Consider the following 23,257-nt stretch of genomic DNA (forward strand, 5'->3'; position numbering starts at 1 on the left):
TCATGTCACCGCCACCCCAGCGCCGGCGCGACGTGCTTCAGGATAGCCTCGATCGCATGCGCGCAGTAATCGACGCCGAGCTGGTTCGGGATCGTCAACAGCAGCGTGTCCGCCTCCGCGATCGCTTCGTCCTGCCGCAACTGCTCGACCAGCACGTCCGGCTCCGCCGCATAGCTCCGGCCGAAGATCGCGCGGGTCTGCGGATCGATGAAGCCGATCTGGTCCTCGCCGCCGCGCTCGGCGCCGAAATAGGCGCGGTCGCGATCGTTCATCAGCGCGAAGATGCTGCGGCTGACGGAGACGCGGGGCTCGCGGGCGTGGCCGGCTTCCTTCCACGCCGCGCGAAAGCTGCGGATTTGCGCCGCCTGCTGCACGTGGAAGGCTTCGCCGGTCTCGTCGTTCTTCAGCGTCGAGCTCTGCAGGTTCATGCCGAGCTTGGCCGCCCACATCGCCGTCGCGTTCGAGCCGGCGCCCCACCAGATCCGCTCGCGCAGGCCCTGCGCATGCGGCTCCAGGCGCAACAGGCCCGGCGGGTTCGGAAACATCGGCCGCGGATTGGGCTCGGCAAATCCTTCGCCGCGCAAGAGGTCGAGGAACACCTCGGCATGGCGCCGCCCCATATCGGCATCGCTCTGGCCTTCGGCCGGGCGATAACCGAAGTAGCGCCAACCGTCGATCACCTGCTCGGGTGAGCCGCGGCTGATGCCGAGTTGCAGCCGGCCGCCGGCGATGAGGTCGGCGCTTCCGGCGTCCTCCACCATGTAGAGCGGGTTCTCGTAGCGCATGTCGATCACGGCCGTGCCGATCTCGATGCGGCTCGTCTTGGCGCCGACCGCCGCGAGCAATGGAAAGGGCGACGCGAGCTGCCGGGCGAAATGATGCACGCGGAAATAGGCGCCGTCGGCCCCTAACTGCTCGGCCGCGACGGCAAGCTCGATCGATTGCAGCAGCGTGTCGCTGGCGGAGCGGGTTTGCGATTGCGGCGAGGGCGTCCAGTGCCCGAAGGAGAGGAATCCGATCTTTTTCATGCGGGCAATTTAGGGATGATCGGAAGAGTTTGCGAGACGCCAGAATAGGGAAAATGCCTGTGGAGCCGTCAGATCTCGCACCCGGTCAAATTCAGCGCCTTGAGCAAGCCGCCGAACGCCTTGAGCCGACAGGGCTCGGTATCGCCGGCGGCTCTTGCACGCTGAACATTGGCTGTTCGCTTGACGACGGTCACCTTTGGCTTCGGCTTGGGACGTTCGACGGTCGCCTTCGACTTAACATCGTGCCGAGGACGGACAATCGGTGCCGGCGCGGATGAACCGACACGGACGTCTTGGGGAGCAACGGGGCTTTCGCCCGAAGCTGCCTCCGCCGGCATCGCGCCGCCCGTAGCTGCAATTTCGAGGCGATCGGCCTTCGCCAGCGCATCATGCGAAGCAGAGATGCGCGCGCTCTGCTCGGCAGGCGGCTGAACGATCGCGACCGCGCGACGCGGTGGGGCGCTCAGTTCCATTGCCGAGAGCATTCCCACGCTCAACAGGATGACGAGGCCCAACAACGCCATTCTCAGCATAACGCGCCTCTAACCTCAGTTAGCGCCGCTGAACATTCTCCGCGCCAATAAGGCAGCTTTGCCGGCGGCTGGCGGCCCTGCGGCGAATCATTTGCCGACAGGGTTAACGGCGGTGATCAGATGTCGGTTGGGGGCGCGTTCGCGGCCGGCGGCTTACTTTTCGTTTTCTTCCGCTTGCTCTCGCTCCAGGTCACCGATCAGCCTGCCAATGCGCTGCGTGGTCGTGGGATCTTTCGCGCCTCGCAGCAGGCGCCTGGATTGCTCCAAACGAAAAGCGACCTGCTCTTGGCGGGCGAGTTGGTCTTCCATCATGTGTTCTTCCTCCAGGGAGGAAGACGATTGGCAGGGCCAATGGTTCAAATCTATTGCGTGGAACGATATCTCGTTATGGTTGTTGTCCTGGCGGATCCTCGACCGTGGCGGGATTGAAGACAGAAGTCAGCAGAGCAAAATGGTGAGATCCCTGTCATCCCTCGCGATCTTCATGCTTCTCGGAGCGGCGGTGATCGCTTTGCCGCCTTTTGCTCCAAAAGTGCAGGCGGACGAGCTCGTGGCGCTGGCCAAAGGCGACCGACTCGAAATCCGAGCAGCTTTCCCGGATTGCTCGGCACAGGTCTGGCCGGACTTTTCCACGTCCTGTTTGCGACACGCCGGCTCTGGAACGAAGATTCAGGAAGCTCGCCTCGTGACTGCCCGGCGATAGTTCGGTCCTCGTTCAATCCGCTCGCCTGCGGGATCAGCCCAGGCCCCAGCTCTTCCCGTCCAAACCAGCCTGGTCGGCATCGGACAATCGCACTGAGACGAGGCACCGCAGACGCGGCGAATTGGCTGGCCTTCTTCGCTCGAAAAGCGCAGCAATGGGCGCGGCGTCGGTCCGGGGCAATCGGTTTACGAGCATTCGCGGGTGCCGAGACTCCCTCGGCCCACCGAGTGAGAGCGAGATCCCCATGTCGATAGAGCCAATCCAGGTGCCGAACGTTCTCATCGTCGAGGACGAGATGATCCTGCGGATGCGTGCGGTCGACATCGTGGAGGATGCCGGGCTCTGTCCCATCGAGGCGATCAATGCCGACGAGGCAATCTCGGTTCTGGAGTCCCGATCGGACATCTCACTGCTGCTGACCGACATTCAAATGCCGGGAAGTATCGATGGCCTCAAGCTCGCCCATGCGGTGCACGAGCGCTGGCCCTCGATCAAGATCATTCTGGTGTCCGGCCAGGTCAAGCCGTCCGAGGCGGAACGGCCGGCGAACAGCAGATTTTTCGGTAAACCGCTCAGTGTCGAGCAAATGATCACCGAGCTCAAGACCATGGTGGGCGCGGGTGCTTTGCAGATCGTTCCGACGGCAGGCGACTGGACGCTCGATGGCGCGTCCGACGCGGCGCGCGCCTCCCCCTCCCGGTCGGAGCAGGAGGCTTCCCTGTCTGCCGAGAACGACAGCCTTCGCTTGCTGCTCGAACAGGCCGAGATCGATGCGCGGGCCCTGATCATTCAGGCCGGCATCGATGCCGAGCAGCGAAGTGCCGCCGACAAATTGCAGAAGCTGATCCTCGGCGAGCTTCATCATCGCGTCAAGAATACGCTTGCCATGGTGAGTGCGATCGCATCCCAGAGTTTTCGCGGAGCGCCGAGCATCGAGCACGGACAGAAGGCCATGGAGGGCAGGCTGCTCGCATTGGGGCGAGCCCATGATCTGCTGATGCAGGTAAGTTGGGCCGATGCGAGCCTGACCCACACGCTGAGCAGCGCAACGGAGCCCTACGACAGTCAGGGCGGCAGACGCTTCCACTTCAATGGACCGGATATCAGGATTACCTCCGTCGCCGTCATTGCGCTTGCGATGACGTTCAACGAACTCTGCACCAACACCACCAAGTTCGGCGCGCTGTCCGTCCCGACAGGCCGCGTCGAGATTTCGTGGGCGATCGATGAGTCGAAGCAGAGGCTTCGCCTGGTCTGGACTGAAAGGGGCGGTCCCCCGGTCGAGCCGCCCACACGGCGGAGCTTCGGCACCCGGATGATGGGGTCTCTGGGCCAGCAACTGACCGGGCAGGTGAGCCTTGCATATGAGCGGGGCGGATTCGTTTACGCCCTGGACGTGCCGCTCGGCTCGATCGCCGCGGTCGCGTGAGTCAGCTGGCCCGCGTGCCGAATTGCCTGAGCATGTAGGCGGCGTTCTCGAGGATCATAGCCTGTTGCGTCGCCTCTGCACGCTCCTCGCCGAGCGGCATGTTCCGGGCTCTGTCGCGAGCGTCCGATGCCTTGACGTCCAGCTTGCACGCCAGGGACGGCTGAGCCGGCGCCGCCCGGCGGCGCCGTTTGTCGGCCTGAGCAGATGGTGCGGGTCCGTCCAGGTGATCTACCATTGAAGCAGCATCGCAAAGGCGATCGGCAGCACGAAATAGATCGGTCGCAGCACGGGCGGAACGAGCCACTCGTTGATGATGGACGGGGAGATTCGTGACATGTTGACCGCCTCTTGGTCGCGGCGGGAGCCTGACGCTCTCAGTCACCGATAATAGCCGAGGGGCGTGCGGTGATATCGTTGATATGGCGTTCCATGCCCGGAATAGCCAGAGCAGCGCGACGATTTAGGTGCGCGATGCTGTCCATGCATCGGCTTTTCGGCGCGTTATCGCTGGCCGATCGCCCGAGAATCCACAAAAAAGGCCGCGGATTGCTCCGCGACCTCGTGCATCGGCTCACTTCGTCTCTCAGTAGGTGCCGATCCCGACGCTCACGCCGGGAGCGCGGATGCCGACGCCGCCGCGGTCTTCATAGCCATAGCCACGCCGCTCGATGTAGCGCTCACGTGGTGCATATCCGTAGGCATCGCGCCCTTCGCGGATGATGACGCGCCTTTCGCTACGTTGGCGCCAGCACCGACCGTCCTCGTTGCAGACCATGCGAACATTCTGAAGGCTGTTTTCCGGCGTGGGCGGTGTGCCGAGGGAAAGCGGGGCTGCCGATGCCGCGGTCACGATAAGCGTACTGGCTGCGGCTGCTAGAACTGTGAGAATTCTCATGATGTATCTCCCAAAAGAAGAAAGAAGCTTGTGTCAGTGAGCCAATAGACTCGCGGAACGATGGTTCCGCGAGCGCAGGAAGAAACTCCTCCGCGGAATGGATGTGCTCGCTACGCTCGGCGGCCTCTCGCCGCAGAAGGCGCTCGCAATCGGTTCATGCCCCGACGCAAGCTCTCGCCGCTTCGCTTCACCAGGTGCATCGGATCGCGCAATGCATCCTGCATTGCATTCATCGCCTAAGCGTTCTCGCTCCGGCCTGTTTACGCTGCGAGAAAGGCGCTCATGTCTTGCGGAATCCTGCGACGAATCTCACAGGAACGTTTGCACGCGGCTTTGATTGGCATGTCATCGTCAACCGGAGTTTGAACCATGCGAAAGACAATCTTCTCAGTGGCCATGTGTGCGTTGCTTGCCGGCGCGTCGATCGGTTTCGCCCATGCGCAGGCCGGCGGTGCAGGGGGCGCAGGAGGAGCGGCCGGCGGGGGTGCGAGCGCGGGAGCCGGAGGAACCGGCGACGGTTCGGGTAGCGGAACGAGCGGCGCGGCCGGAACGGGGGCGGGCGGTGGTGCAACGGGCGGCGCAGCCGCAGGATCCAGCGCGGGTACCAGCGGGAATAGCGCGGGTAGTGCCGGGCAGGGCGGCCCTCAGACCATCCGTCCTGGCGGGTCCAACGATCCGACCCGACGGTAACCAAGATCCTCGCCCTGTGATTTGAAGAAGGGGAAGCTGCGGGTTCATCTCAGCAGCTTCCCAACGAGGTGTCGCCAGACGCGGGCGGCAATGAGCCTCCCGGCCGCTCATCATGGGCTGAACAGACTGCGGAGAAACCGCTCCTTTTCGCCAGGCGCGTAACCCTGAGAAGCACCATAATACGGCTCAGTCGCGCCAGGGTAGACCGGGGCGCCTTGGTGCGTCGGCCGAGGTGCTGCGTAGGCGAAACCTGAAGTGGGACCCAGCGCGATCACGCTCTGATGGGAATGAACAATGGTGTTCCGCCGGTGCCCGTGATGCGGCTGTGCCGCGTCGGCAACGCCGCCCAAGGTGATCAGAAGACTCAAGGCCAGAATGAATCGCATGGCTATTTCTCCAAGTTCTTCGCTTGGTTACTTGGCGCCCAGCCCCGGCGTTCCAACACATGGCGGTCTCACGATTGGTCACATCCCTGGCATCACGAACGTCCGTCTCCCTTCGTCATGGCCGAGCCCCTGACGCAACCAGTTTCATGATGCCCGGCCGGGTTAACGAAGCCGTGCCGCCTCACGCGTAGGCGACCCAGCCGCGGAAGGTGAAGCCGGTATAGAACAGGGCGGGCTCGGCAAAGCCGGCCTCGCGCAGGATGGCCTCGTCCTCGGCCGGCGTGAGGATCTCCAGATGATGGGTGACGGCGTCTCGCGCGGCTGCCGCCTTGTCGGGCTCGACGCCGGAGAAGGCCAGGAACGCGGAATAGCGCGACAGCCATCGCGCGCGTTCCTCGTCGCCATCGGGCGCGCTCAAATGCGCGACCACGAAGGGCGCGCGCGGTTTGAGGCGGCGGCGGATTTCCGAAGCAATGCGGCGCCGCTCCGCGATATCGACGAAGTGCAGGGTGAGCAGGCAGGTGGCGCCGTCAAATGGTCCTTCCGGCGCATCGTCGATGTAACCTTGATGCAGGCGCGCGCGCGATGCGAGCGGTCCCAGGGTTTGCCCGGCGAGCGCCAACATCGCAGCGGAGGGGTCTACGCCGTCGAAGCTCCAGCGCGGCTGCGCCTGCGCAAACATTCTCAATTCGAGACCCCCGCCGGCGCCGAGCACGAGGATGCGCGCATCCTCACGTGCGCGCTCGGCCAGCAGGATCGCCGCCATCGACAGCATGGCGTTGTAGCCGGGCACGAAGCGCGGCGGCCCTTCGGTGTAGTTCGCCACGGCTTGCGGATCGGAGAACATGGCTTGAATGTCGGTCATGGTGTGTGTCCTTGCCGGATCGTGCGCGCTAGGCGTGATGCGCGCTCATGCCGTGAGGCTTGCGGGAGCCGAGGCGCTTGCGCAGATCCTCGCCCAGCATTTTCAGCGTCACCTCGCCGAGGCGCGCCAGCAGCAACGCCTCGGCAGCGCCAAAGGCCTGATCGAGCGCGGCATTGACGGCCTGCTCGACCAGGCAGCCGGGCGCCTCGGTCCGGTTGCCCATCGCCAGCAGCGAGGGACTGCCGAGCGCGGCATAGACGTCGCGCAGCGTCACCTTCGAAAGATCGCAGGCAAGCGTCCAGCCGCCGCCGTGGCCCTTCTCCGAGCGCACGTAACCAAGCTCCCTCAGGCCCGCCATGATACGTCGGATCACCACGGGGTTGGTGTCCATGGCTTTCGCCAGGGTCTCGGACGTGAACGGCCCAGGCTGCTGCGCCATGTGCAAGAGGACATGCAGCACGCCGGATAATCGGCTGTCTCGTTTCATGTAACTTCATATGTTACATGATGGTGGGGAAGTCAACCAGGCTCGGGGCGGCAGCGCGGTGCGCCGTGTTTTGCCCGACGAAGCAACAGGCTCTTGTTCGGCACATCAGTCGCGTTGGGCGAGCCCTAAGTCATTGATCCTGCTGGCTCGGCCTACAGTGCATGGGGTTGTTTTCGCAATTTGTTGTCTTGGCGGGCCTCAAGCATCGGCGGCGGCCTGGCATGCTGATTTGTCACGGTGACGGCCCCATGCGCGAGAGGCAACATTCGGTCGGGGCGAGGCATGGACTTTTCGTCCTGTCCCTCACACGGCGCCCGTTTTCATCAGTCCATTTTTCGGAGGCGCGTCATGCAGGTTTACAACGTGGTGAAGTTCAAGGTGAAGCAGGGCGAGGAGGCCGCCTTCCTCGACGCGCATCGCAACGGCAAGGCCAGATGGCCCGGCCTCGAGCATGGCGTCATCGTCAAGACCGGCGAGCAGACCTACTGTCTGATCGGCACCTGGGCCAGTCAGGATGCGATGGCCGCGGCGCGTCCCGCGATGATCAAGACCCTCGACAGCTTCAGGTCGGTGCTCGAAGACCAGGGCAACGGACGCGGCGTAACCGACGCCGTGTCGGGCGAGGTCGTGCTGGCTCTTTAAAGCATGATCCGGAAAAGTGCGCAGCGGTTTTCCGAAAAGATCATGCTTGGACAATAACCTAAAGCGCGATGACGATTCATCCTCATCGCATCGCGCTTTAGGAGGCGAGCCAACCGCTACTTCATCACCCGCACGCCCTTGGTCGTGAACTTCTGCGTCTTGTCGCCGGGGCGCACTGGCCGCCGCGTGCCGGCGGCCTTGCCGGTGCCGGGTGGCTGGTGTGCCGGCACGAGCTGGTGGGGCTGCGAGCCGATCAGATCGCGGCGGCCCATCTCGATCAGGGCCTCGCGCAGCACCGGCCAATTGTCGGGGTCGTGGTAGCGCAGGAAGGCCTTGTGCAGGCGGCGCTGGCGCAGGCCCTTGATGGCCTCGACCTTGTCGCTGCCGCCGTGGCGCACGCCACGCAGGGGATTGACGCCGGTGTGGTACATCGCGGTCGCCGTCGCCATCGGCGAGGGCAGGAAGGTCTGCACCTGATCGGCGCGATAACGGTTCTTCTTGAGCCAGAGCGCGAGGTTCATCATGTCCTCGTCGGTCGTGCCCGGATGCGCCGCGATGAAATAGGGGATCAGGTAATATTTCTTGCCGGCCCGCTCCGCCGCCTCGTCGAACATCCGCTTGAACTTGTTGTAGGCACCGATGCCCGGCTTCATCATCTTGTCGAGCGGGCCGCGCTCGGTATGCTCAGGCGCGATCTTCAAATAGCCGCCGACGTGATGGGTGACGAGCTCCTTGATGTATTCCGGGCTCTCGACCGCGAGGTCGTAGCGCACGCCGGAAGCGACCATCACCTTCTTGATGCCCTTGGTCTCGCGCACCTTGCGATAAAGCCGGATGAGGTCGTCATGCGAGGTATTGAGGTTCGGGCAGATCTCGGGGAAGACGCAGGACGGTCGCCGGCACGCCGCCTCGACCTTGGGGTCCTTGCACGCCATCCGGTACATGTTGGCGGTGGGGCCGCCGATGTCGGAGATCACGCCGGTGAAGCCGGGCGTCTTGTCGCGGATCTTCTCGATCTCGCGAAGAATAGAACCCTCGGAGCGGTTCTGGATGATGCGGCCCTCGTGCTCGGTGATCGAGCAGAAGGTGCAGCCGCCGAAGCAGCCACGCATGATCGTGACCGAGAACTTGATCATCTCCCAGGCGGGAATCTTGGCATCGCCATAGGAGGGATGCGGCGCGCGCGCGTAGGGCAGGTCGTAGACCGCATCCATCTCGTCGCTGGTCAGCGGGATCGGCGGCGGGTTGAGCCAGAGATCGCGGTCGCCGTGACGCTGCACCAGCGGCCGCGCATTGCCGGGATTGCTCTCCCGATGCAGCACGCGTGAGGCCCGCGCATAGGCCTCGCGGTCCTGCTCGACCTGCTCCAGCGCCGGCAGCCGGATCACGGTCGCGCCCTTCTGGCGCGTCGCGCCCTCGTCGGCGGAATCGAGATCGTCGGCGTGCAGCTCGGTGTAATCCTCCGGCACCTTGCGGAACAGCGCGACGCCCCTGATGTCGTCGAGCGCGCGCGGCGCTTCGCCGGCGGCGAGCCGCTGCGCGACTTCGACCACGGCGCGCTCGGCATTGCCGTAGAGCAACAGATCGGCCTTGGCGTCGGCCAGCACCGAGCGGCGCACCTTGTCGGACCAATAGTCGTAATGCGCGATCCGGCGCAGCGAAGCCTCGATGCCGCCGAGCACTACGGCTACGTCCTTGAACGCCTCGCGGCAGCGCTGGGCGTAGACGACGGTGCAGCGGTCCGGCCGCTTGCCGCCTTCGCCGCCGGCCGTATAGGCGTCGTCATGGCGCAGGCGCCGATCCGCGGTGTAGCGGTTGACCATGGAATCCATGTTGCCGCCGGTGACGCCGAAGAACACCTTTGGCTTGCCCAACGCCTTGAACGGCTCGGCCGAGTGCCAATCGGGCTGCGAGATGATGCCGACCCGAAAGCCTTGCGCCTCCAGCAGGCGGCCGATGATCGCCATGCCGAAGCTCGGATGGTCGACGTAAGCATCGCCCGTCACCAGCACGATATCGCAGGCGTCCCAGCCGAGCGCATCCATCTCGGCGCGGCTCATGGGGAGGAACGGCGCCGGCTTGCGCGGTTGGGCCTGGGCCATCAGGGGCTTTGCGGCGGTGGCGATCTGGGTGTCCATGGCGGATACGCATAGGACTCCGGGCTCCCGAATACAACCGACGGAGGCGTGAAAGATCGAAGGTTCCCGAGCCGCCAGGAACCATCCGTCTTCGTGGACATTCTGGAGAGGGTTGCGGCGAGCCCGGCTCGCGCGCGCTCGCGACGTCCGTTTGTGGCGATGGGGGAGCTGTGAGCACAGTCATAGAGAACTTGCTGTTGCGGAAGCAGAAGCTCGTGGAACAGCTCGAAAAGGCGCCGTCGGTCGAGGATCGCGACAAGATCGAGCACCAGCTCGAACAGATCAACACCGCGCTGGATTTCCTGGACAGGCCGGGCTCGAGGGACGCGAAATAGTCGCGCTCAATCCGCTTTCAGCGTCTCGACCCTCAAGGCCTTGGCATAGACCACGCCAGAATTGGTGATGTGCGTGGTCATCAATTCCTCGAAGGCGGCGAGCTCGCCGCGCCCGAACAGATCGAGCAGCCTGCGATGCTCGTCGAACGAGGTGCGGGTCCTGACGTCGATCGGGGAGGTCAGATTGGTGCGGAGCGCGGCGACGCGGCCGGAGACCAGCTGATAGGATTCGGCGAGATAGCGGTTGCCGCAATGGGCAAACAGTGCCTCGTGAAAGGCGGCATCGGCGCGCCCATAGGCGATGTTGTCCTTCGCCGTCACCGCCGGCTCCATCGCCGCGATCGCCTCGCTCATCGAGGCGATTGCACCGTCGCGATCGTGACGATAGGCGAGCTCGGCCGCCTTGGGCTCGAGCGCGATGCGGAAAGTGCAGAGCGCGTTGATGTCGTCCGCACTCGGGGTGAACACGAAGCTGCCGACCTGCGGGCGGATTACCACGAGGCCTTGCGCCTGCAGCTGGCCCATGGCCTCGCGCACCGGCGTGCGGCTGACGCCGAAGGAATTGGCCACCATCTCCTCGGAGATGGCGGCGCCGAGCGCGAACTCGCCGTCGATGATCGCCTGGCGCAGCCGCTGCATCACCCGCTGCGACAGCGATTTCGGCGTATCGAGCTTGAGCGAGCGCATTTGCGTGTCTCAGATCACCTTGCCGGGATTGAGCAGCCGATCGGGATCGAGCGCCGCTTTCAGCGTCCGCATCAGCGCGATCTCGGCTTCGCTGCGGGCATGGCCCAGCCATTTCTTCTTCAACGTGCCGATGCCGTGCTCTGCGGAGACGCTGCCGCCGAGCTCGCGGACGAGACCATAGATGATCGTGTCCATCTCTTCCTTCGGCTGCTGCTCGACGGCAAGGCCGGCGACCCATGAGACCAGATGCAGATTGCCGTCGCCGATATGGCCGTAATAGACGCTCTCGCAGCCCTTGATACCGTCAGCGAGCGCGGCCTTGCAGCGCGTGACGAACTCGTCCATCCGCGCCACCGCAAGGCCGATATCGTAGGAGATGTGCGGCCCCAGCACCTGGCCGAACTCGGCGCAGATGTCGCGCACGCGCCAGAACGCCTGCGTCTGCGCCAACGACTGCGCCACGGCGGCATCGGCCAGCAGCCCGCGCTCCATCAGCTCTTCGAGCCAGGCCTGGAAGCGCGGAGCATCCAGGCTCTCGTCGGTGCCCTGCGCCTCCACCAGCACGTAGAGACCGTGGCCGGCGGTGACGGGCGGCTTTACCCCGGCGCGATTTGTGATCACGTCCCAATAGTTCGGCCACATCACCTCGAAAGCCGACAGCAGCGGGCCGAGCCCGCTGCGCGCCGCGCCGAGCAGCGCGACCACCGCGGCATAGTCGTTCAGAGCGCAGAGCGCGGCCATGGTCGAGCGCGGCTTCGGGAACAGTTTTAGCACCACGCGGGTGATGATGCCGAGCGTGCCTTCGGAGCCGATGAAGAGGTGCTTGAGGTCATAGCCGGCGTTGTTCTTCATCAGCTTGTTGAGGCCGGTGATGATGCTGCCGTCGGGCAGCACGACTTCGAGCCCGAGCACCAGCTCGCGCGTCATGCCGTAGCGGATCACGCGGTTGCCGCCGGCATTGGTGGAGAGATTGCCGCCGATCGCGCAGGAGCCGCGCGAGCCGAGGTCGAGCGGAAAGAAGAAGCCGGCCTCGTCCGCGGCCCTCTGGATCGTCTCCAGCGGCGTTCCCGCTTTCACCGTCATCGTTGCGGAGGCCGCATCGATCTCCTCGATGCCGGTCATGCGCTCCAGCGAGATCGCGACCCAGCCGGCTTCGGGCGAGGCGCCGCGGCACAGTCCGGTCAGTCCGCCCTGCGGCACGAACGGCAGATGTGCCTGCCGGCAGGTGGCAACCGCGTCGGCCACGCCTTGCGCATCGACGGGGCGGATCACCGCGAGCGGCGTCTGCGGCAGGCTCGCGCTCCAGTCGTTGCAATTGCGCGCCGGCACGTCGGTGCCGATCAACACGGCAGCCGCGCCGAGCTTGTCGCGCAGCGCACCGAGCAATTGCTCGGGTCGCCCGATGGGGGTCACCATGTTCATGCGAGACCTCCTCGGAAGCTGGCCGCGCCTCATGCGCGCCTTCGCGGTGGAAAGGGTTTGCGTATGTCTTGTATGTAAGGTACAAGACGAAAAGTAAAGCAAAAACAAGGCCTGAGGAAGCCGCGGAAGATCGTTGAAGATCAGAGGCTTAGTTCGGGGTTGAAGCAAAGGGCAGTGTGATGACCGAGGCAATTCGCGGGTTCTGGGTGGCATCGGCGACGCCGCTGGCGGCCGACGGTAGCGTGGATTCGGCAAAGCTTACGGCTCACGCCAGGCAGCTGTTCAGCAAGGGCGTCGATGGGGTCGTGTTGTTCGGCACCACCGGAGAGGGCACCTCCTTCAATGTCGCCGAGCGCGTCGCGACCATCGAAGCCGTGCTCAAGGCCGGCATTGCGCCGGAGCGCATCGGCATCGGCGGCGGCTTCCCCGCCATCACCGACAGCATCGCGCTCACGCGCGCCGTGCTCGGCCTCGGCCTGCGTCACGTGCTGTTGCTGCCGCCCTATTTCGATCGCAGCGTCACGAGCGAAGGCATCGAGGATGCCTTTGCCGCGATTGTCGACGGCGTCGCCCATGATCGGTTGCGCGCCTATCTCTATCATATCCCGCAGACCTCGGGCGTTGCGATCCCCACCACCGTGGCTGCGAGCTTGCGCAAGCGCTACGGCAGGGTGGTGGCGGGCCTGAAGGACTCCAGCGGTGACTTCAAGCAGTTCCAGGCCTTCCGTGCCGCAGCTCCCGAACTCGCCATCACCGTCGGCAACGAAGCCGATATCGCCCGCGCGATGACGGCGGGCGGCGCCGGCACCATCTGCGGCATGGCCAATGTCGTGCCCGAGCTGGTCAAGGGCATGGTCGACGGCAAGGACGTCGAAGCGCGCATGCAGGCCGCGATCGATATCGTGCTGAAGACGCCGTCGTTCACCGCGACGCTGAAGGCGATCCTTGCGGCGCAGACCGGCGATGCAGCCTGGCTGCGCGTGCGCCCGCCGCTCCGCGCCGCGTCCGACGGCGCTGCGTTGAAGCGAAAGCTCGACGAGCTGACCGCGCCTGCCATCGCGTGAGACCGCACGAAACTTGATACGTCGCCGCGAGTTCGCGTGCGACGTGTCGTGGGTGGCACGATGGCAATTGGAGATTGCCGTTCACGGTCGCTCTCTTCTTAGAATGATTCAACACTAGAGCGATTCAACTCCGGCTACGGTTCTCTTCGCGCACGGTGGCTGTTAGACGCGCGAGCTTCAATGCCGTGTCTGACTTGGAAGTGAATCGAACGTGCGTGCTCATCTGGATGGCCAACGCGTCAGCAGCCATCGTCACCGTGCCGGCAAGCGCCGTGCAGGTCTTCTCATTGGAGCAGCCGTGCTGCTCGTCGAATGCCACTCCAACACGACGACCGCGCAGGCGCAATCGGCCCTGCCGCCTGTGACGGTGGAGGCTCCAACAGCGCGGTCGAAGCCGGCGCGCGCCGCGGATCAATCCTCACGCCGCGCGCAAACTGCGGCGCGGCGCCAGTCGAATCGCAATTCTGCGCCCGCAGCGCCGACGCCCTCGGAGCGCGCCGCCGCGGAAGCTGCCGCGCAACAGGCCGCCAAGCTCGGCTACCGTGCGATGCCGAGCGCCACCACGCTGCGCAGCGGCGCCTCGCCGCTCGATACCTCGCAGACCGTCAACGTCGTGCCCGCGCAGGTGCTGAAAGACCAGTTGCCGCGAAACATCGACGATGCGCTGGTCAACATCAGCGGGATCACGCAGACCAACACGCTTGCAGGCACTCAGGACGCCGTGATCCGCCGCGGCTTCGGCGACAACCGCGACGGCTCGATCATGCGCAACGGCATGCCGCTGGTGCAGGGCCGCAGCCTCAATGCCGCGGTCGAGAGCGTCGAGGTGCTGAAGGGGCCGGCCTCGCTGCTCTACGGCATCATGGATCCCGGCGGCATCGTCAACACCATCAGCAAGCGGCCGGAGCTCTATCAGCACGGTTCGGTCACGCTGCTCGGCTCGACCTATGCGAACAACCGCAGCGGCGCCGACGGCACGCTCGACATCACCGGTCCGATCGGCGACGGCGGTCTCGCCTATCGCTTCATCGGTTATGGCGTCAGCGAGGACTATTGGCGCAACTTCGGCCGCCACCGCGAAATGCTGGTGAATCCGTCGCTGGCCTGGTACGGCGACACAACGACGGTGCAGCTCACCTATGAGCACCGCGAGTTCATCACTCCGTTCGACCGCGGTACGGCTTTCGTCAAAGGCGCTCCGCTGGCGATCCCGAAGACGCGCCGGCTCGACGAGCCCTTCAACAACATGTGGGGTACGTCCGACCTGGTGCAGGCTTCCGTCGAGCAGAAGCTCGACGACAATTGGAAGGTCACGGCGGCCTACAGCTACAACACCGAGACTTTCAGCGCGAACCAGCTTCGTATCACCAGCGTCAACGCCACGACCGGCGTTGAAACCCGCAGCAACGACGGTACGCGCAACTCGCTGAGCAACGCCAGCTACGGCACCTCCTATCTGCAAGGCGACGTCTGGGTAGGCGCCTTCCGCAACGAGATCCTGTTCGGCGGCGAGGCGCTGTATCGCACGATCGATCGCCACGATTTGATTCGCCAGGCGACCCCGAGCTTCAATTTCTATAACCCCGTCTACGGACGGATCACGCCGGGCACGACCGTTTCGGCAACCGACAGCGAGCAGACCGACAAGCTCGGCACCCGCAGCTTCTTCGCCCAGGACACGTTTCACCTGACCAACTGGCTGTCCTTGGTCGGCGGTGTGCGCTGGATGGAATACGAGCAGCTCGCCGGAAAGGGCCGGCCCCTCTTTGTCACTGCCACCAATCTTTCGGGCGACAAGGTGCTGCCGCTCGGCGGCGTCATCGTCAAGCTGAACGACCAGCTCTCTTATTACGTGAGCTATACGCAGTCGCTGAAGCCGACCTCGGTCATCCCGCCGTTCACGGCCGGCTTCGTCGTCGATTCCACCATTGCGCCCGAAGAGGGAACGCAGTGGGAGACCGGTCTAAAATTCGACGTCAACAAGCGGCTGTCGGGCACTCTGGCGGTCTACGACATCCAGAAGAAGAACGTGCTGGTGCTGGACGACATCGGCGGCGGCAAGTCGGCGGCGCGCACGTCCGGTGCGGCCAGGTCACGCGGCGTCGAACTGGACGTGACCGGCAGGCTGACCGACGAATGGAGCATGATCGCAAGTTACGGCTATACCGACGCACGCCTGATCGACGACCCCGTTGTCGGCAATGCCAAGCTGTTCAATGTTCCAATGAACACGGCTTCGCTCTATCTCGTCTACGATTTCGGCGACAGGCTCCCCGGACGCCTGCGGCTGGGCGGCGGCGCGCACTATGTCGGCGATCGGGCGGGCGACTCTATCAACACGTTCTTTATGCCGGCCTATACCGTGGCGGACATTTTTGCCACGTACGACACGAAGATCGATCATCTGCCCGTGACTTATCAGTTCAACGTCAAGAACCTGTTCGACAAGCTCTACTATACGTCCAGCACCGGGAGCGCCTTGAACGTCGCCATCGGCGATGCCCGGCGGTTCTCGCTGTCGGCGACGGTGAAGTTCTAGCCATGGCGGCGCGGCTGGGACGCACGATCAAGGCGGTCCTGTTCCAGGTCCATTCCATCGCGGGCCTGGTCCTCGCGCTGCTGCTGTCTCTGGTCGCGCTGACCGGCGCGATCATGAGCTTCGAGGACGAGATCGTCGATCATCTCAATGCCGGCATCATGCAGGTCGCGCCGCGTCAGGCGCCGGCGCTGATGCCGGACGAGCTGGTGGCGCGGCTGAAGGCGGCGCAGGATCTCGGCAAGGTCTCGGCGGTCACGTTGTCGAGCGATCCGTCGGCGGCGGTCCATGTCCGCTTTGCGCGTGACGAACGGGGCGACCGGCCGACCTCGCTCTATGTCGACCCCTATGACGCGCGCGTGCTGGGCTCGCCGCGCGGCGAGGCGTTCTTCGCGACGGTGCGCCGGCTGCATCGCTGGCTCCTCATCCCCGACGACGGCAAGGGCTGGGGACGCCCCATTACCGGCACCATCGCGCTCGGCCTGATCGTCATGCTGGTGTCGGGACTGGTGCTGCGCTGGCCGCGTCGGGCAGGCAGCGTGAAGATGTGGCTGAAGCCCAATCTCGGGCTCAGCGGCCGCGGATTGCATCGCTCGCTGCACACTGTGATCGGCACCTGGGTGCTTCCGGTCTATCTGACGATGACGCTCACCGGGCTGTACTTCTCCTTCGAATGGTACAAGGACGGCGTGACCTGGCTGTTGGCGCGTCCTCACGTCACCGCAGCGAAGATGCCTGCAAAGCCGCCGCGCTTGGCCAACTCCGGGCCGGTGCCGTCAATCGGCTTCGATCCGGCATGGACCACGTTCCAGCGCGAGGAAGGCGGCCGCTTCTCCAGAGCCTTGCTGACGCTGCCGGGCGGACCGGGTACGACGATCCGCATCCGGTCGTGGGGGAAGGCCTCGTTGCTCGAAACCACGCGCGATGAATTCCGCATCGATGCCGTCACCGGCCAGCTGGCTTCCGCGGAGCGCTTTACCGATAAGACGTTCGGCGAGAAGATCATCGCGGCCATCTACGACATCCATCGCGGCGCCATCCTGGGATGGCCGGGCAAGCTCGCCTTCATGATGGCGGCAATCCTGATGCCTCTTTTTTCGGTCACCGGCATCCTGCTCTATCTGTCACGCCGCAAGCTGCGGCGCGCGGCACAGACGCCGCTCGGGCGGCTCGTTCCCGGCGAGTGAGCGGACGAGGCGGTCGCCGAGAGGCCTGATGACAACTTGGTCTCTTGGGCCGAGGCCAGTTACTCCAAGCGTCGTCATCACAGCCAAGCAAGGAAATTCTTGTCTCGGGCATTAGAGAATGGTTCCCTCCACACGTTGAGGTCGTGTACTGGAGCCCTTCAGCAATGTCTGAACGAGACGAACTTGAGGAGACGGCCCTGCCTGCCATGCTGGTCAGGCGCAGCGATCTGCCCGTGCCATTGGCGCACCCGGCACGAAGTTTCTTCGGGGGGCTTCCCAAATTGCCTCCGCGTTTCGATTGGCCGATCGCAGACGTCACGGCCTACAAATCACCAGAGACCGTTGCACTGACATTCGTGGCCCAGATCGACTTGGCCGAAGTGCCAGGGGGAGGTTGGTCGCCGCTTCCGACGCGGGGTACGCTTTATTTCTTCTGTAGCTCTGTGTTCGTTGGCGAGGGACACCCACCCTGTCGCGTCCTCTACAGCCCAACCGACGGCAATGCGTATCCCGACCGCCAGCCACCGCCGGATCTGATGCCGTTGGCTGGCAGCGACGGTGACTACCAAGTCAGATGGCTCGATCCCGACGTCGATTTCCATTCCAAGGTCGAATTCAAATACCCGGTTTCCTTCCGGCAGTTCCGTGACTTCTACTTCCTGGAAGATGCCGTCGGAGGCGAACTCATGATCAAGGAATTATGTAAAGCGCTAGGTCCAGGCGAGCCGCAACAGAATGATCTGCTTCAGTTCCGACGCGTGGACAACTATCGGAAGGACGACGATTGGCCGTTCAATTGGCTGCTGATCGCTTGCGTGGTTCGGTCGGTCTTATCAAATATTCAGCGCGACCTGACGGACGGATATTACGGCAAGCCGGCCACCGAAGAAGCAATCGTGGAGCTGAAGCGTTTTCGTACCGGGGCCATAGGGTGGCTCGAACGGTGTCGGGATCTGACTCCACTGGATGATGTCGATGCCGGCGCGAAGGCAGCGTTCAGGTCTTGGTGGTTCGACATCGTGCAGGGCTACGAGAACTTGGACGGGCAGGTAACCACTAGTGTCGGCCAAATCACGGAAGACCTTGGCAACGCCATCAACCATACCATCCGTTGTATGGCGACGCACGATGTCGACACTGTCGATGACGCTCCATTGAGTTACGTTGCAAATCTCGTGCGGCAAAATCGTTGGATGGCGCCGACGGCAAAGGAGGGGCAACGCCGCCATTTCCACACGGCGATTCATCAGATGCTGGGGTATGGCAGCTCATGGCAGGATGCGACCGAGGAGCATCTGGAGGATATCTTGCTGCTTCAGATCGAGGGCGATCTTGCCTTTTTCAATTGGCACTCGGATATCGGCGGCGTGCTTCATTTCTGGATCGATCCCGATGCGCTTGCTCAAGGCGATTTCTCGCAGGTCGTCGCAACATACCAATGCGACTAGACTGATCTCCGCATGTGCTTCTGGCTTATTGCTGGCCAACGCTACCGCAATGGTTCAAAAGGTCCCTGTTCACTTTGCAAGGCCGCACAATGAAGCTTCCCACCGTCACCCCCGCCGACATCCGCCGCGCGCTGCTGCTGCGCGAGGAGATCGCGCTGCTCGATCTCCGGTACGAGGCGGGCTTTGCGACCGGGCATCCGCTGTTCGCGGCCAACATGGCCGTCGACCGGATTGCGATAGAGGCCGAGACCCGGCTGCCGCGCAGGGACGTGCCGATCGTGCTCTATGATGACGGCGACGGCTTGGTCCCGACCGGCGCCGAGCGGCTTGCCGCGCTCGGCTACACCAACATCAGCGCGCTCGATGGCGGGCTGAAGGCGTGGCGCGCGGCGGGCTATGAGGTGTTCGAGGACGTCAATTCCTATTCGAAAGCGTTCGGCGAACTGGTCGAATCGCGCAGGCATACGCCATCGCTCAGCGCCGACGAGGTGGCCAAGCTGATCGCCGACAAGGCCGACATTGCCATCCTCGACGTCCGCCGCTTCGACGAATATGCGACCATGAACATTCCGGGCTCGGTTAGCGTGCCCGGCGCCGAGCTGGTGCTGCGCGCAGGGCAGGCCGCGCCCGATCCTGACACCACCATCATCGTCAATTGCGCCGGCCGCACCCGCTCCATCATCGGCACCCAGTCGCTGATCAATGCCGGCGTGCCCAACAAGGTGCGCGCGCTGCGCAACGGCACCATCGGCTGGACGCTGGCGCGGCACAGGCTCGACCACGGTGCTGACAGGCGCGGGGAGGTCGGGCCGTTCGCGGGCGGTCCTGCCAATGCGCGCGATGTCGCCTATCGCGCCGGCGTTCGCCACATCGGGGCGCGCGAGATGGCGGCGCTTATCGCGCAGACGGATCGCACGCTGTATCGCTTCGACGTGCGCGATGCCGAGGAATATGCAGCCGGCCACCTCCCGGGCTTCCGGCATTATCCGGGCGGCCAGCTCGTGCAGGAAACCGACATGGCCGCGCCGGTGCGCGGGGCGCGCATTCTTCTGACCGACGACAGGAGCGTTCGTGCCGACATGACGGCGTCCTGGCTGGCGCAGATGGGCTGGGAAGTCTATGTGCTCGAAGGCGGCTATGACGGTGCGCTCGAGGTCGGCCCGCCGCAGATCCTGCCGAAGCCGGATCCGGCACACCGCTACCGCCGGCCCTATGAAGGCACTGACGTCGCGCAAGCCGCGATGCAGGCCTATCTCGATTGGGAATACGGCCTCGTCGAGCAGCTCCGCCGCGACGGCACACACGGGTTTTACGTGATTTGAGAGATGGACAGGTGTACGTCCTACTTGGCGCTCCTTTATCACCGTCACCCCTGCGCAACGGCGAAGCCGTTGTCGCTGGAGGCGGCCGCTTCTTAGCGGCCCTCGAAGGGCGACGGCCCGGCTGCTAGCGGCATCGGGGCCGTTCATCCTTCGAGGCTCCCCGTGGGACGCGTTGCGTCCCACGTCTCGCACCTCAGGATGACGGGACTGCTATTGTGAGCACGCTGTGGGATGCCAAGCGCATCTCACGGCAGCGCCATCTTCTTCCCGTATCCGCCCCCTATTGTGCTGCGCATCCTCCACGGTCTATGTGCTCAGGCAAAGCTCATCATCTACGGAGACACCATGTCAGCCCCAGGCCAAGGCCCGGAGCGGAGCGCCAAGGCGCTGCTGCTCGAAGGCGTCAATGATAGCGCTGTCGACCTTTTCAGGGGCGCGGGCTTCACCAATGTCGAGCGGCTGACCAAGGCGCTCGACGGCGGGGATCTGCGCCGGGCGCTCGACGGCGTGTCGTTGCTCGGCATCCGCTCGCGCACCCAGATCACCGATGAGGTGCTCGGGGCGACCGACCAGCTGCTCGCGGTCGGCTGCTTCAGCGTCGGCACCAATCAGGTCGATCTCGCGGCGGCGCGCAAGCGCGGCATTCCCGTCTTCAACGCCCCGTTCTCCAACACGCGCAGCGTCGCCGAGCTCGTGATCGGCGAGATCGTGATGCTGCTGCGGCGGATCTTCCCGCGCTCGGTATCGGCCCATGGCGGCGGCTGGGACAAGTCGGCGACCGGCAGCCGCGAGGTGCGCGGCCGCACGCTCGGCATCGTCGGCTACGGCAATATCGGCTCGCAGCTCTCGACGCTCGCCGAAGCCATGGGCATGCGCGTGATCTATTTCGATCGCACCGACAAGCTCCGCCACGGCAACACCGAGCCGGTCGAGCGACTGGACGAGCTGCTGGCGCAGAGCGACGTCGTCAGCCTGCACGTGCCGGAGACGCCGGAGACGTCAGGCATGATCGGCGAGAAGGAGCTGCGGGCGATGAAGCCGGGCTCGTTCCTGATCAACAACAGCCGCGGCACCGTGGTCGATCTCGATGCGCTGGCGCGCGCCTTGCGCGACGGTCACCTCGCCGGCGCCGCCATCGACGTGTTTCCGGTCGAGCCGTCGTCGAACGCGGATCGCTTCAAGAGCCCGGTGCAGGGCCTCGAGAACGTCATTCTCACCCCGCATATCGGCGGCTCGACCGAGGAGGCGCAGGAGCGCATCGGCGGCGAGGTCGCGCGCAAGCTGGTCGACTATTTCATCACGGGCTCGACCATGGGCGCGGTGAATTTTCCGGAAGTGCAGCTGCATTTGCGTCCCTCCGGCGCGCGCTTCAGCCACGTCCATCGCAACGTGCCCGGCATGCTGCGGCGGCTCAACGAGGTCTTCCTGCAGCGCGACATCAACATCGCCGCGCAATATCTGGAGACCGCCGGCGATCTCGGCTATGTCGTGCTCGACGCCGATCTCGCGGGGCAAGATTCCGCCGCGCTGCTGCAGCAGATCCGCAGCCTCGACGGCACGATCGGCGCGCGGCTGGTGTTCGAGCACTAAAGCGTTTTCCAGCGAAGTGGACCCCGGTCGGCGTAAAGAACAACAAATTGCAGCCTGTTCCGATTCCATCGAAACAGGCTGCAGCGCTCGGTTGACGGCCGGCAGAAGGTCGCATTCAATGCGGCCTCTGGTGGATTGAACGAGAACACAAACCGGGTGGAAACGATGACGCTGACAAGAGCGAAGCTGTGCGCGTGGCTCGTGGGTACGGCGGCGGCCCTGAGCGCGAACGTTGCGTTGGCCGCGACCCTGACAGCGGATGCAGAGACGGTCTGCAAGGGCCTCATTGGCGGCGCCGACGCCGTGAAGATCGATTCCGCAACGCTGCAGTCGCCCTCACAGCTCACTGTCGCCGAACGCGGGCCGACGCCGTCCGGGCGCATCACGCCGGCCAACCCGGCTTTCTGCAAGGTACTCGGCCATATCGACCCCACCGATCCCAAGGCGCCGCCGATCAGGTTCCAGGTCAACCTTCCGGTCGAATGGAACGGGCGCTCGCTGCAATATGGCGGCGGCGGTTTCAACGGCGTGCTGATCACCGGCCTTGCGCTGCCGCCGGCCTATCCCTTCGACAAGCCGTCGCCGCTGGCGCGCGGCTTCGTCACCTACGGCACCGATTCCGGCCACGAGACCAGGCCGGGCGAGCCGCCGCAGGTCTTTGCGCTGAACGATGAAGCCTTCGAGAATTTCGCCCACCGCTCCTACAAGAGAGTGCGCGACGTTGCGGTTGCGCTGATGGAGCGCGCCTACGGCAAGAAGCCCGACAGGATGTACTTCATGGGCTCGTCCGAGGGCGGCCGCGAAGGCCTCACCATGGCGCAGCGTTACCCCGATGATTTCGACGGAATCTTTGCCCGCGTGCCTGTCATCAACTGGGTCGGCCTGCAGCACGCCGGCACGCGTTCGGGTCTCGTTACAATGGGGGCGGGCTGGATCAATCCGGCGCAGGTGAAGCTCGTCGGCGAGGCGGTGCGGGCGGCCTGCGACAAGGCCGACGGCTCCGACGATGCGCTGGTGCAGAACCCCGTTGCCTGCAAGGCGGCCTTCAAGGTCGACACGCTGCGTTGCGCGGCCGGCCAAAGCGGCGATCAGTGTCTCACCGATGCGCAGGTCAAGGCGATCGAGACGCTGCACGCCACCTACAAATTCCCCTTCGCGCTCGCCAACGGTCTCGACGATTATCCGGGTTGGGGCGTCTCCGGCGAGGACATCCCCGCGGTTGGCCCGACCGGCGGCTGGGTCTCGTGGTGGCTCGGCACCGCGCCGCCTGCGCAGCCGCCTGCGCCGAACAACGGCATCGCCTGGATCTACGGGGCCGGCGGCATTCAATATGTGTTCGCGCGCGATCCCAAGCTCGACGTCACCACCTACAAGGTGGAGGAGCACAAGGCGCGGCTGCTCGAAGTGTCGAAGCTGATGGATTCGACCGATCCCGATCTCAGCCGCTTCCGTGCGCGCGGCGGCCGTCTCGTCATGCTCGAGCACATGGCCGATTACGCCCAGAGTCCCTATGCCGGCATCCGCTATTTCGAGAGCGTCGAGCGCAAGCTCGGCAAGGCTGAAACGGCCGAGTTCGCGCGGCTCTACACCGCGCCGGGCGTCGACCATGTCGGTTCCGGCGCGCCGGCCAATGTCGACATGCTCAGCGTGCTGGTCGACTGGGTCGAGAAGGGCAAGGCGCCCGGCGACCTCGAAGTGGCCGAGCAGAAAGTCGAGGCGCCGTCGTTCGCGACGCTGCGCGCCCTGCCGCTGTGCCGCTGGCCGTCCTGGCCGCATTACAAATCGGGACCCGTGACGGAAGCGGCGAGCTTCACCTGCGCGCCGTAGCCAAACGGCTCGTTTGACAACGAGTCCGCACTCAGCTATTTAT

General features: G+C 64.6%; 19 protein-coding genes. 10 read left to right on the forward strand and 9 right to left on the reverse strand.

Annotated elements, in window-relative coordinates:
• Positions 1-5: 5 nt before the first annotated feature.
• The 3 genes from D6B98_RS28030 to D6B98_RS40155 all read right to left on the reverse strand — a co-directional run bounded on the left by D6B98_RS28030 (position 6) and on the right by D6B98_RS40155 (position 1,873).
• On the reverse strand, positions 6-1,028 hold the full coding sequence (locus D6B98_RS28030) for an LLM class flavin-dependent oxidoreductase (protein ID WP_126260264.1): 1,023 nt from the start codon (positions 1,026-1,028) through the stop codon (positions 6-8).
• Between the two features lie 68 nt (positions 1,029-1,096).
• Positions 1,097-1,561, reverse strand: a complete 465-nt coding sequence (locus D6B98_RS28035) for a hypothetical protein (protein ID WP_126260265.1) — start codon at positions 1,559-1,561, stop codon at positions 1,097-1,099.
• A gap of 153 nt (positions 1,562-1,714) precedes the next feature.
• Positions 1,715-1,873: a hypothetical protein gene (locus D6B98_RS40155; protein ID WP_164718904.1), complete on the reverse strand. Its 159-nt coding sequence runs from the start codon at positions 1,871-1,873 to the stop codon at positions 1,715-1,717.
• Between D6B98_RS40155 and D6B98_RS41730 the strand changes: the two genes are divergently transcribed.
• Both D6B98_RS41730 and D6B98_RS28045 read left to right on the forward strand, forming a co-directional pair.
• Positions 1,872-2,264 carry a hypothetical protein gene (locus tag D6B98_RS41730; protein WP_349644827.1) on the forward strand — a complete coding sequence of 131 codons (393 nt, stop codon included), beginning with the start codon at positions 1,872-1,874 and terminating at the stop codon, positions 2,262-2,264. The two genes, D6B98_RS40155 and D6B98_RS41730, sit on opposite strands and share 2 nt — an antisense overlap.
• A 244-nt stretch (positions 2,265-2,508) precedes the next feature.
• A complete protein-coding gene (locus tag D6B98_RS28045; RefSeq protein WP_126260382.1) occupies positions 2,509-3,693 on the forward strand; it encodes an HWE histidine kinase domain-containing protein in 1,185 nt (394 codons plus the stop codon).
• 583 nt (positions 3,694-4,276) lie between these two features.
• On the opposite strand, the gene D6B98_RS28055 is transcribed toward D6B98_RS28045, so the two are convergent.
• From D6B98_RS28055 to D6B98_RS28065, 3 genes are all read right to left on the reverse strand, one after another.
• A complete protein-coding gene (locus tag D6B98_RS28055; RefSeq protein WP_126260267.1) occupies positions 4,277-4,588 on the reverse strand; it encodes a hypothetical protein in 312 nt (103 codons plus the stop codon).
• 1,257 nt (positions 4,589-5,845) lie between these two features.
• Complete coding sequence (locus tag D6B98_RS28060; protein WP_126260268.1) at positions 5,846-6,529, reverse strand: class I SAM-dependent methyltransferase; 684 nt, start codon at positions 6,527-6,529, stop codon at positions 5,846-5,848.
• Between the two features lie 28 nt (positions 6,530-6,557).
• Positions 6,558-7,016, reverse strand: a complete 459-nt coding sequence (locus tag D6B98_RS28065) for an Rrf2 family transcriptional regulator (protein ID WP_126260269.1) — start codon at positions 7,014-7,016, stop codon at positions 6,558-6,560.
• A gap of 348 nt (positions 7,017-7,364) precedes the next feature.
• Between D6B98_RS28065 and D6B98_RS28070 the strand changes: the two genes are divergently transcribed.
• Complete coding sequence (locus D6B98_RS28070; RefSeq protein WP_126260270.1) at positions 7,365-7,658, forward strand: DUF718 domain-containing protein; 294 nt, start codon at positions 7,365-7,367, stop codon at positions 7,656-7,658.
• 116 nt (positions 7,659-7,774) lie between these two features.
• Here the strand turns inward: D6B98_RS28070 and D6B98_RS28075 are convergent, their stop codons facing one another.
• The 3 genes from D6B98_RS28075 to D6B98_RS28085 all read right to left on the reverse strand — a co-directional run bounded on the left by D6B98_RS28075 (position 7,775) and on the right by D6B98_RS28085 (position 12,240).
• On the reverse strand, positions 7,775-9,796 hold the full coding sequence (locus D6B98_RS28075) for a YgiQ family radical SAM protein (protein WP_126260271.1): 2,022 nt from the start codon (positions 9,794-9,796) through the stop codon (positions 7,775-7,777).
• Positions 9,797-10,137: 341 nt separating this feature from the next.
• Positions 10,138-10,818 (reverse strand): GntR family transcriptional regulator, encoded by a 681-nt coding sequence (locus tag D6B98_RS28080; RefSeq protein ID WP_126260272.1) that lies wholly within the window; start codon positions 10,816-10,818, stop codon positions 10,138-10,140.
• A gap of 9 nt (positions 10,819-10,827) precedes the next feature.
• Entirely contained in the window at positions 10,828-12,240 is a 1,413-nt protein-coding gene (locus D6B98_RS28085) for an FAD-binding oxidoreductase (RefSeq protein WP_126260273.1), read from the reverse strand.
• Positions 12,241-12,419: 179 nt separating this feature from the next.
• Between D6B98_RS28085 and D6B98_RS28090 the strand changes: the two genes are divergently transcribed.
• The 7 genes from D6B98_RS28090 (at position 12,420) to D6B98_RS28120 (ending at position 23,214) form a co-directional block, all read left to right on the forward strand.
• A complete protein-coding gene (locus D6B98_RS28090; protein WP_164718905.1) occupies positions 12,420-13,304 on the forward strand; it encodes a dihydrodipicolinate synthase family protein in 885 nt (294 codons plus the stop codon).
• Positions 13,305-13,515: 211 nt separating this feature from the next.
• Positions 13,516-15,843, forward strand: a complete 2,328-nt coding sequence (locus D6B98_RS28095) for a TonB-dependent siderophore receptor (RefSeq protein ID WP_126260275.1) — start codon at positions 13,516-13,518, stop codon at positions 15,841-15,843.
• A 2-nt stretch (positions 15,844-15,845) separates the two neighbouring features.
• Entirely contained in the window at positions 15,846-17,027 is a 1,182-nt protein-coding gene (locus D6B98_RS28100; protein ID WP_126260276.1) for a PepSY-associated TM helix domain-containing protein, read from the forward strand.
• Between the two features lie 164 nt (positions 17,028-17,191).
• Positions 17,192-18,475, forward strand: a complete 1,284-nt coding sequence (locus tag D6B98_RS28105) for a DUF1963 domain-containing protein (RefSeq protein ID WP_126260277.1) — start codon at positions 17,192-17,194, stop codon at positions 18,473-18,475.
• 89 nt (positions 18,476-18,564) lie between these two features.
• On the forward strand, positions 18,565-19,797 hold the full coding sequence (locus D6B98_RS28110) for a rhodanese-like domain-containing protein (protein WP_126260278.1): 1,233 nt from the start codon (positions 18,565-18,567) through the stop codon (positions 19,795-19,797).
• 345 nt (positions 19,798-20,142) lie between these two features.
• The gene (gene serA, locus D6B98_RS28115) at positions 20,143-21,387 is read left to right on the forward strand and encodes a phosphoglycerate dehydrogenase (protein WP_126260279.1); all 1,245 of its coding nucleotides are present in this window, start codon (positions 20,143-20,145) and stop codon (positions 21,385-21,387) included.
• 165 nt (positions 21,388-21,552) lie between these two features.
• A complete protein-coding gene (locus tag D6B98_RS28120) occupies positions 21,553-23,214 on the forward strand; it encodes a tannase/feruloyl esterase family alpha/beta hydrolase (protein WP_164718906.1) in 1,662 nt (553 codons plus the stop codon).
• Positions 23,215-23,257 lie beyond the last annotated feature (43 nt).

Source organism: Bradyrhizobium sp. LVM 105, assembly GCF_003957705.1.
Taxonomy (GTDB): domain Bacteria; phylum Pseudomonadota; class Alphaproteobacteria; order Rhizobiales; family Xanthobacteraceae; genus Bradyrhizobium; species Bradyrhizobium frederickii.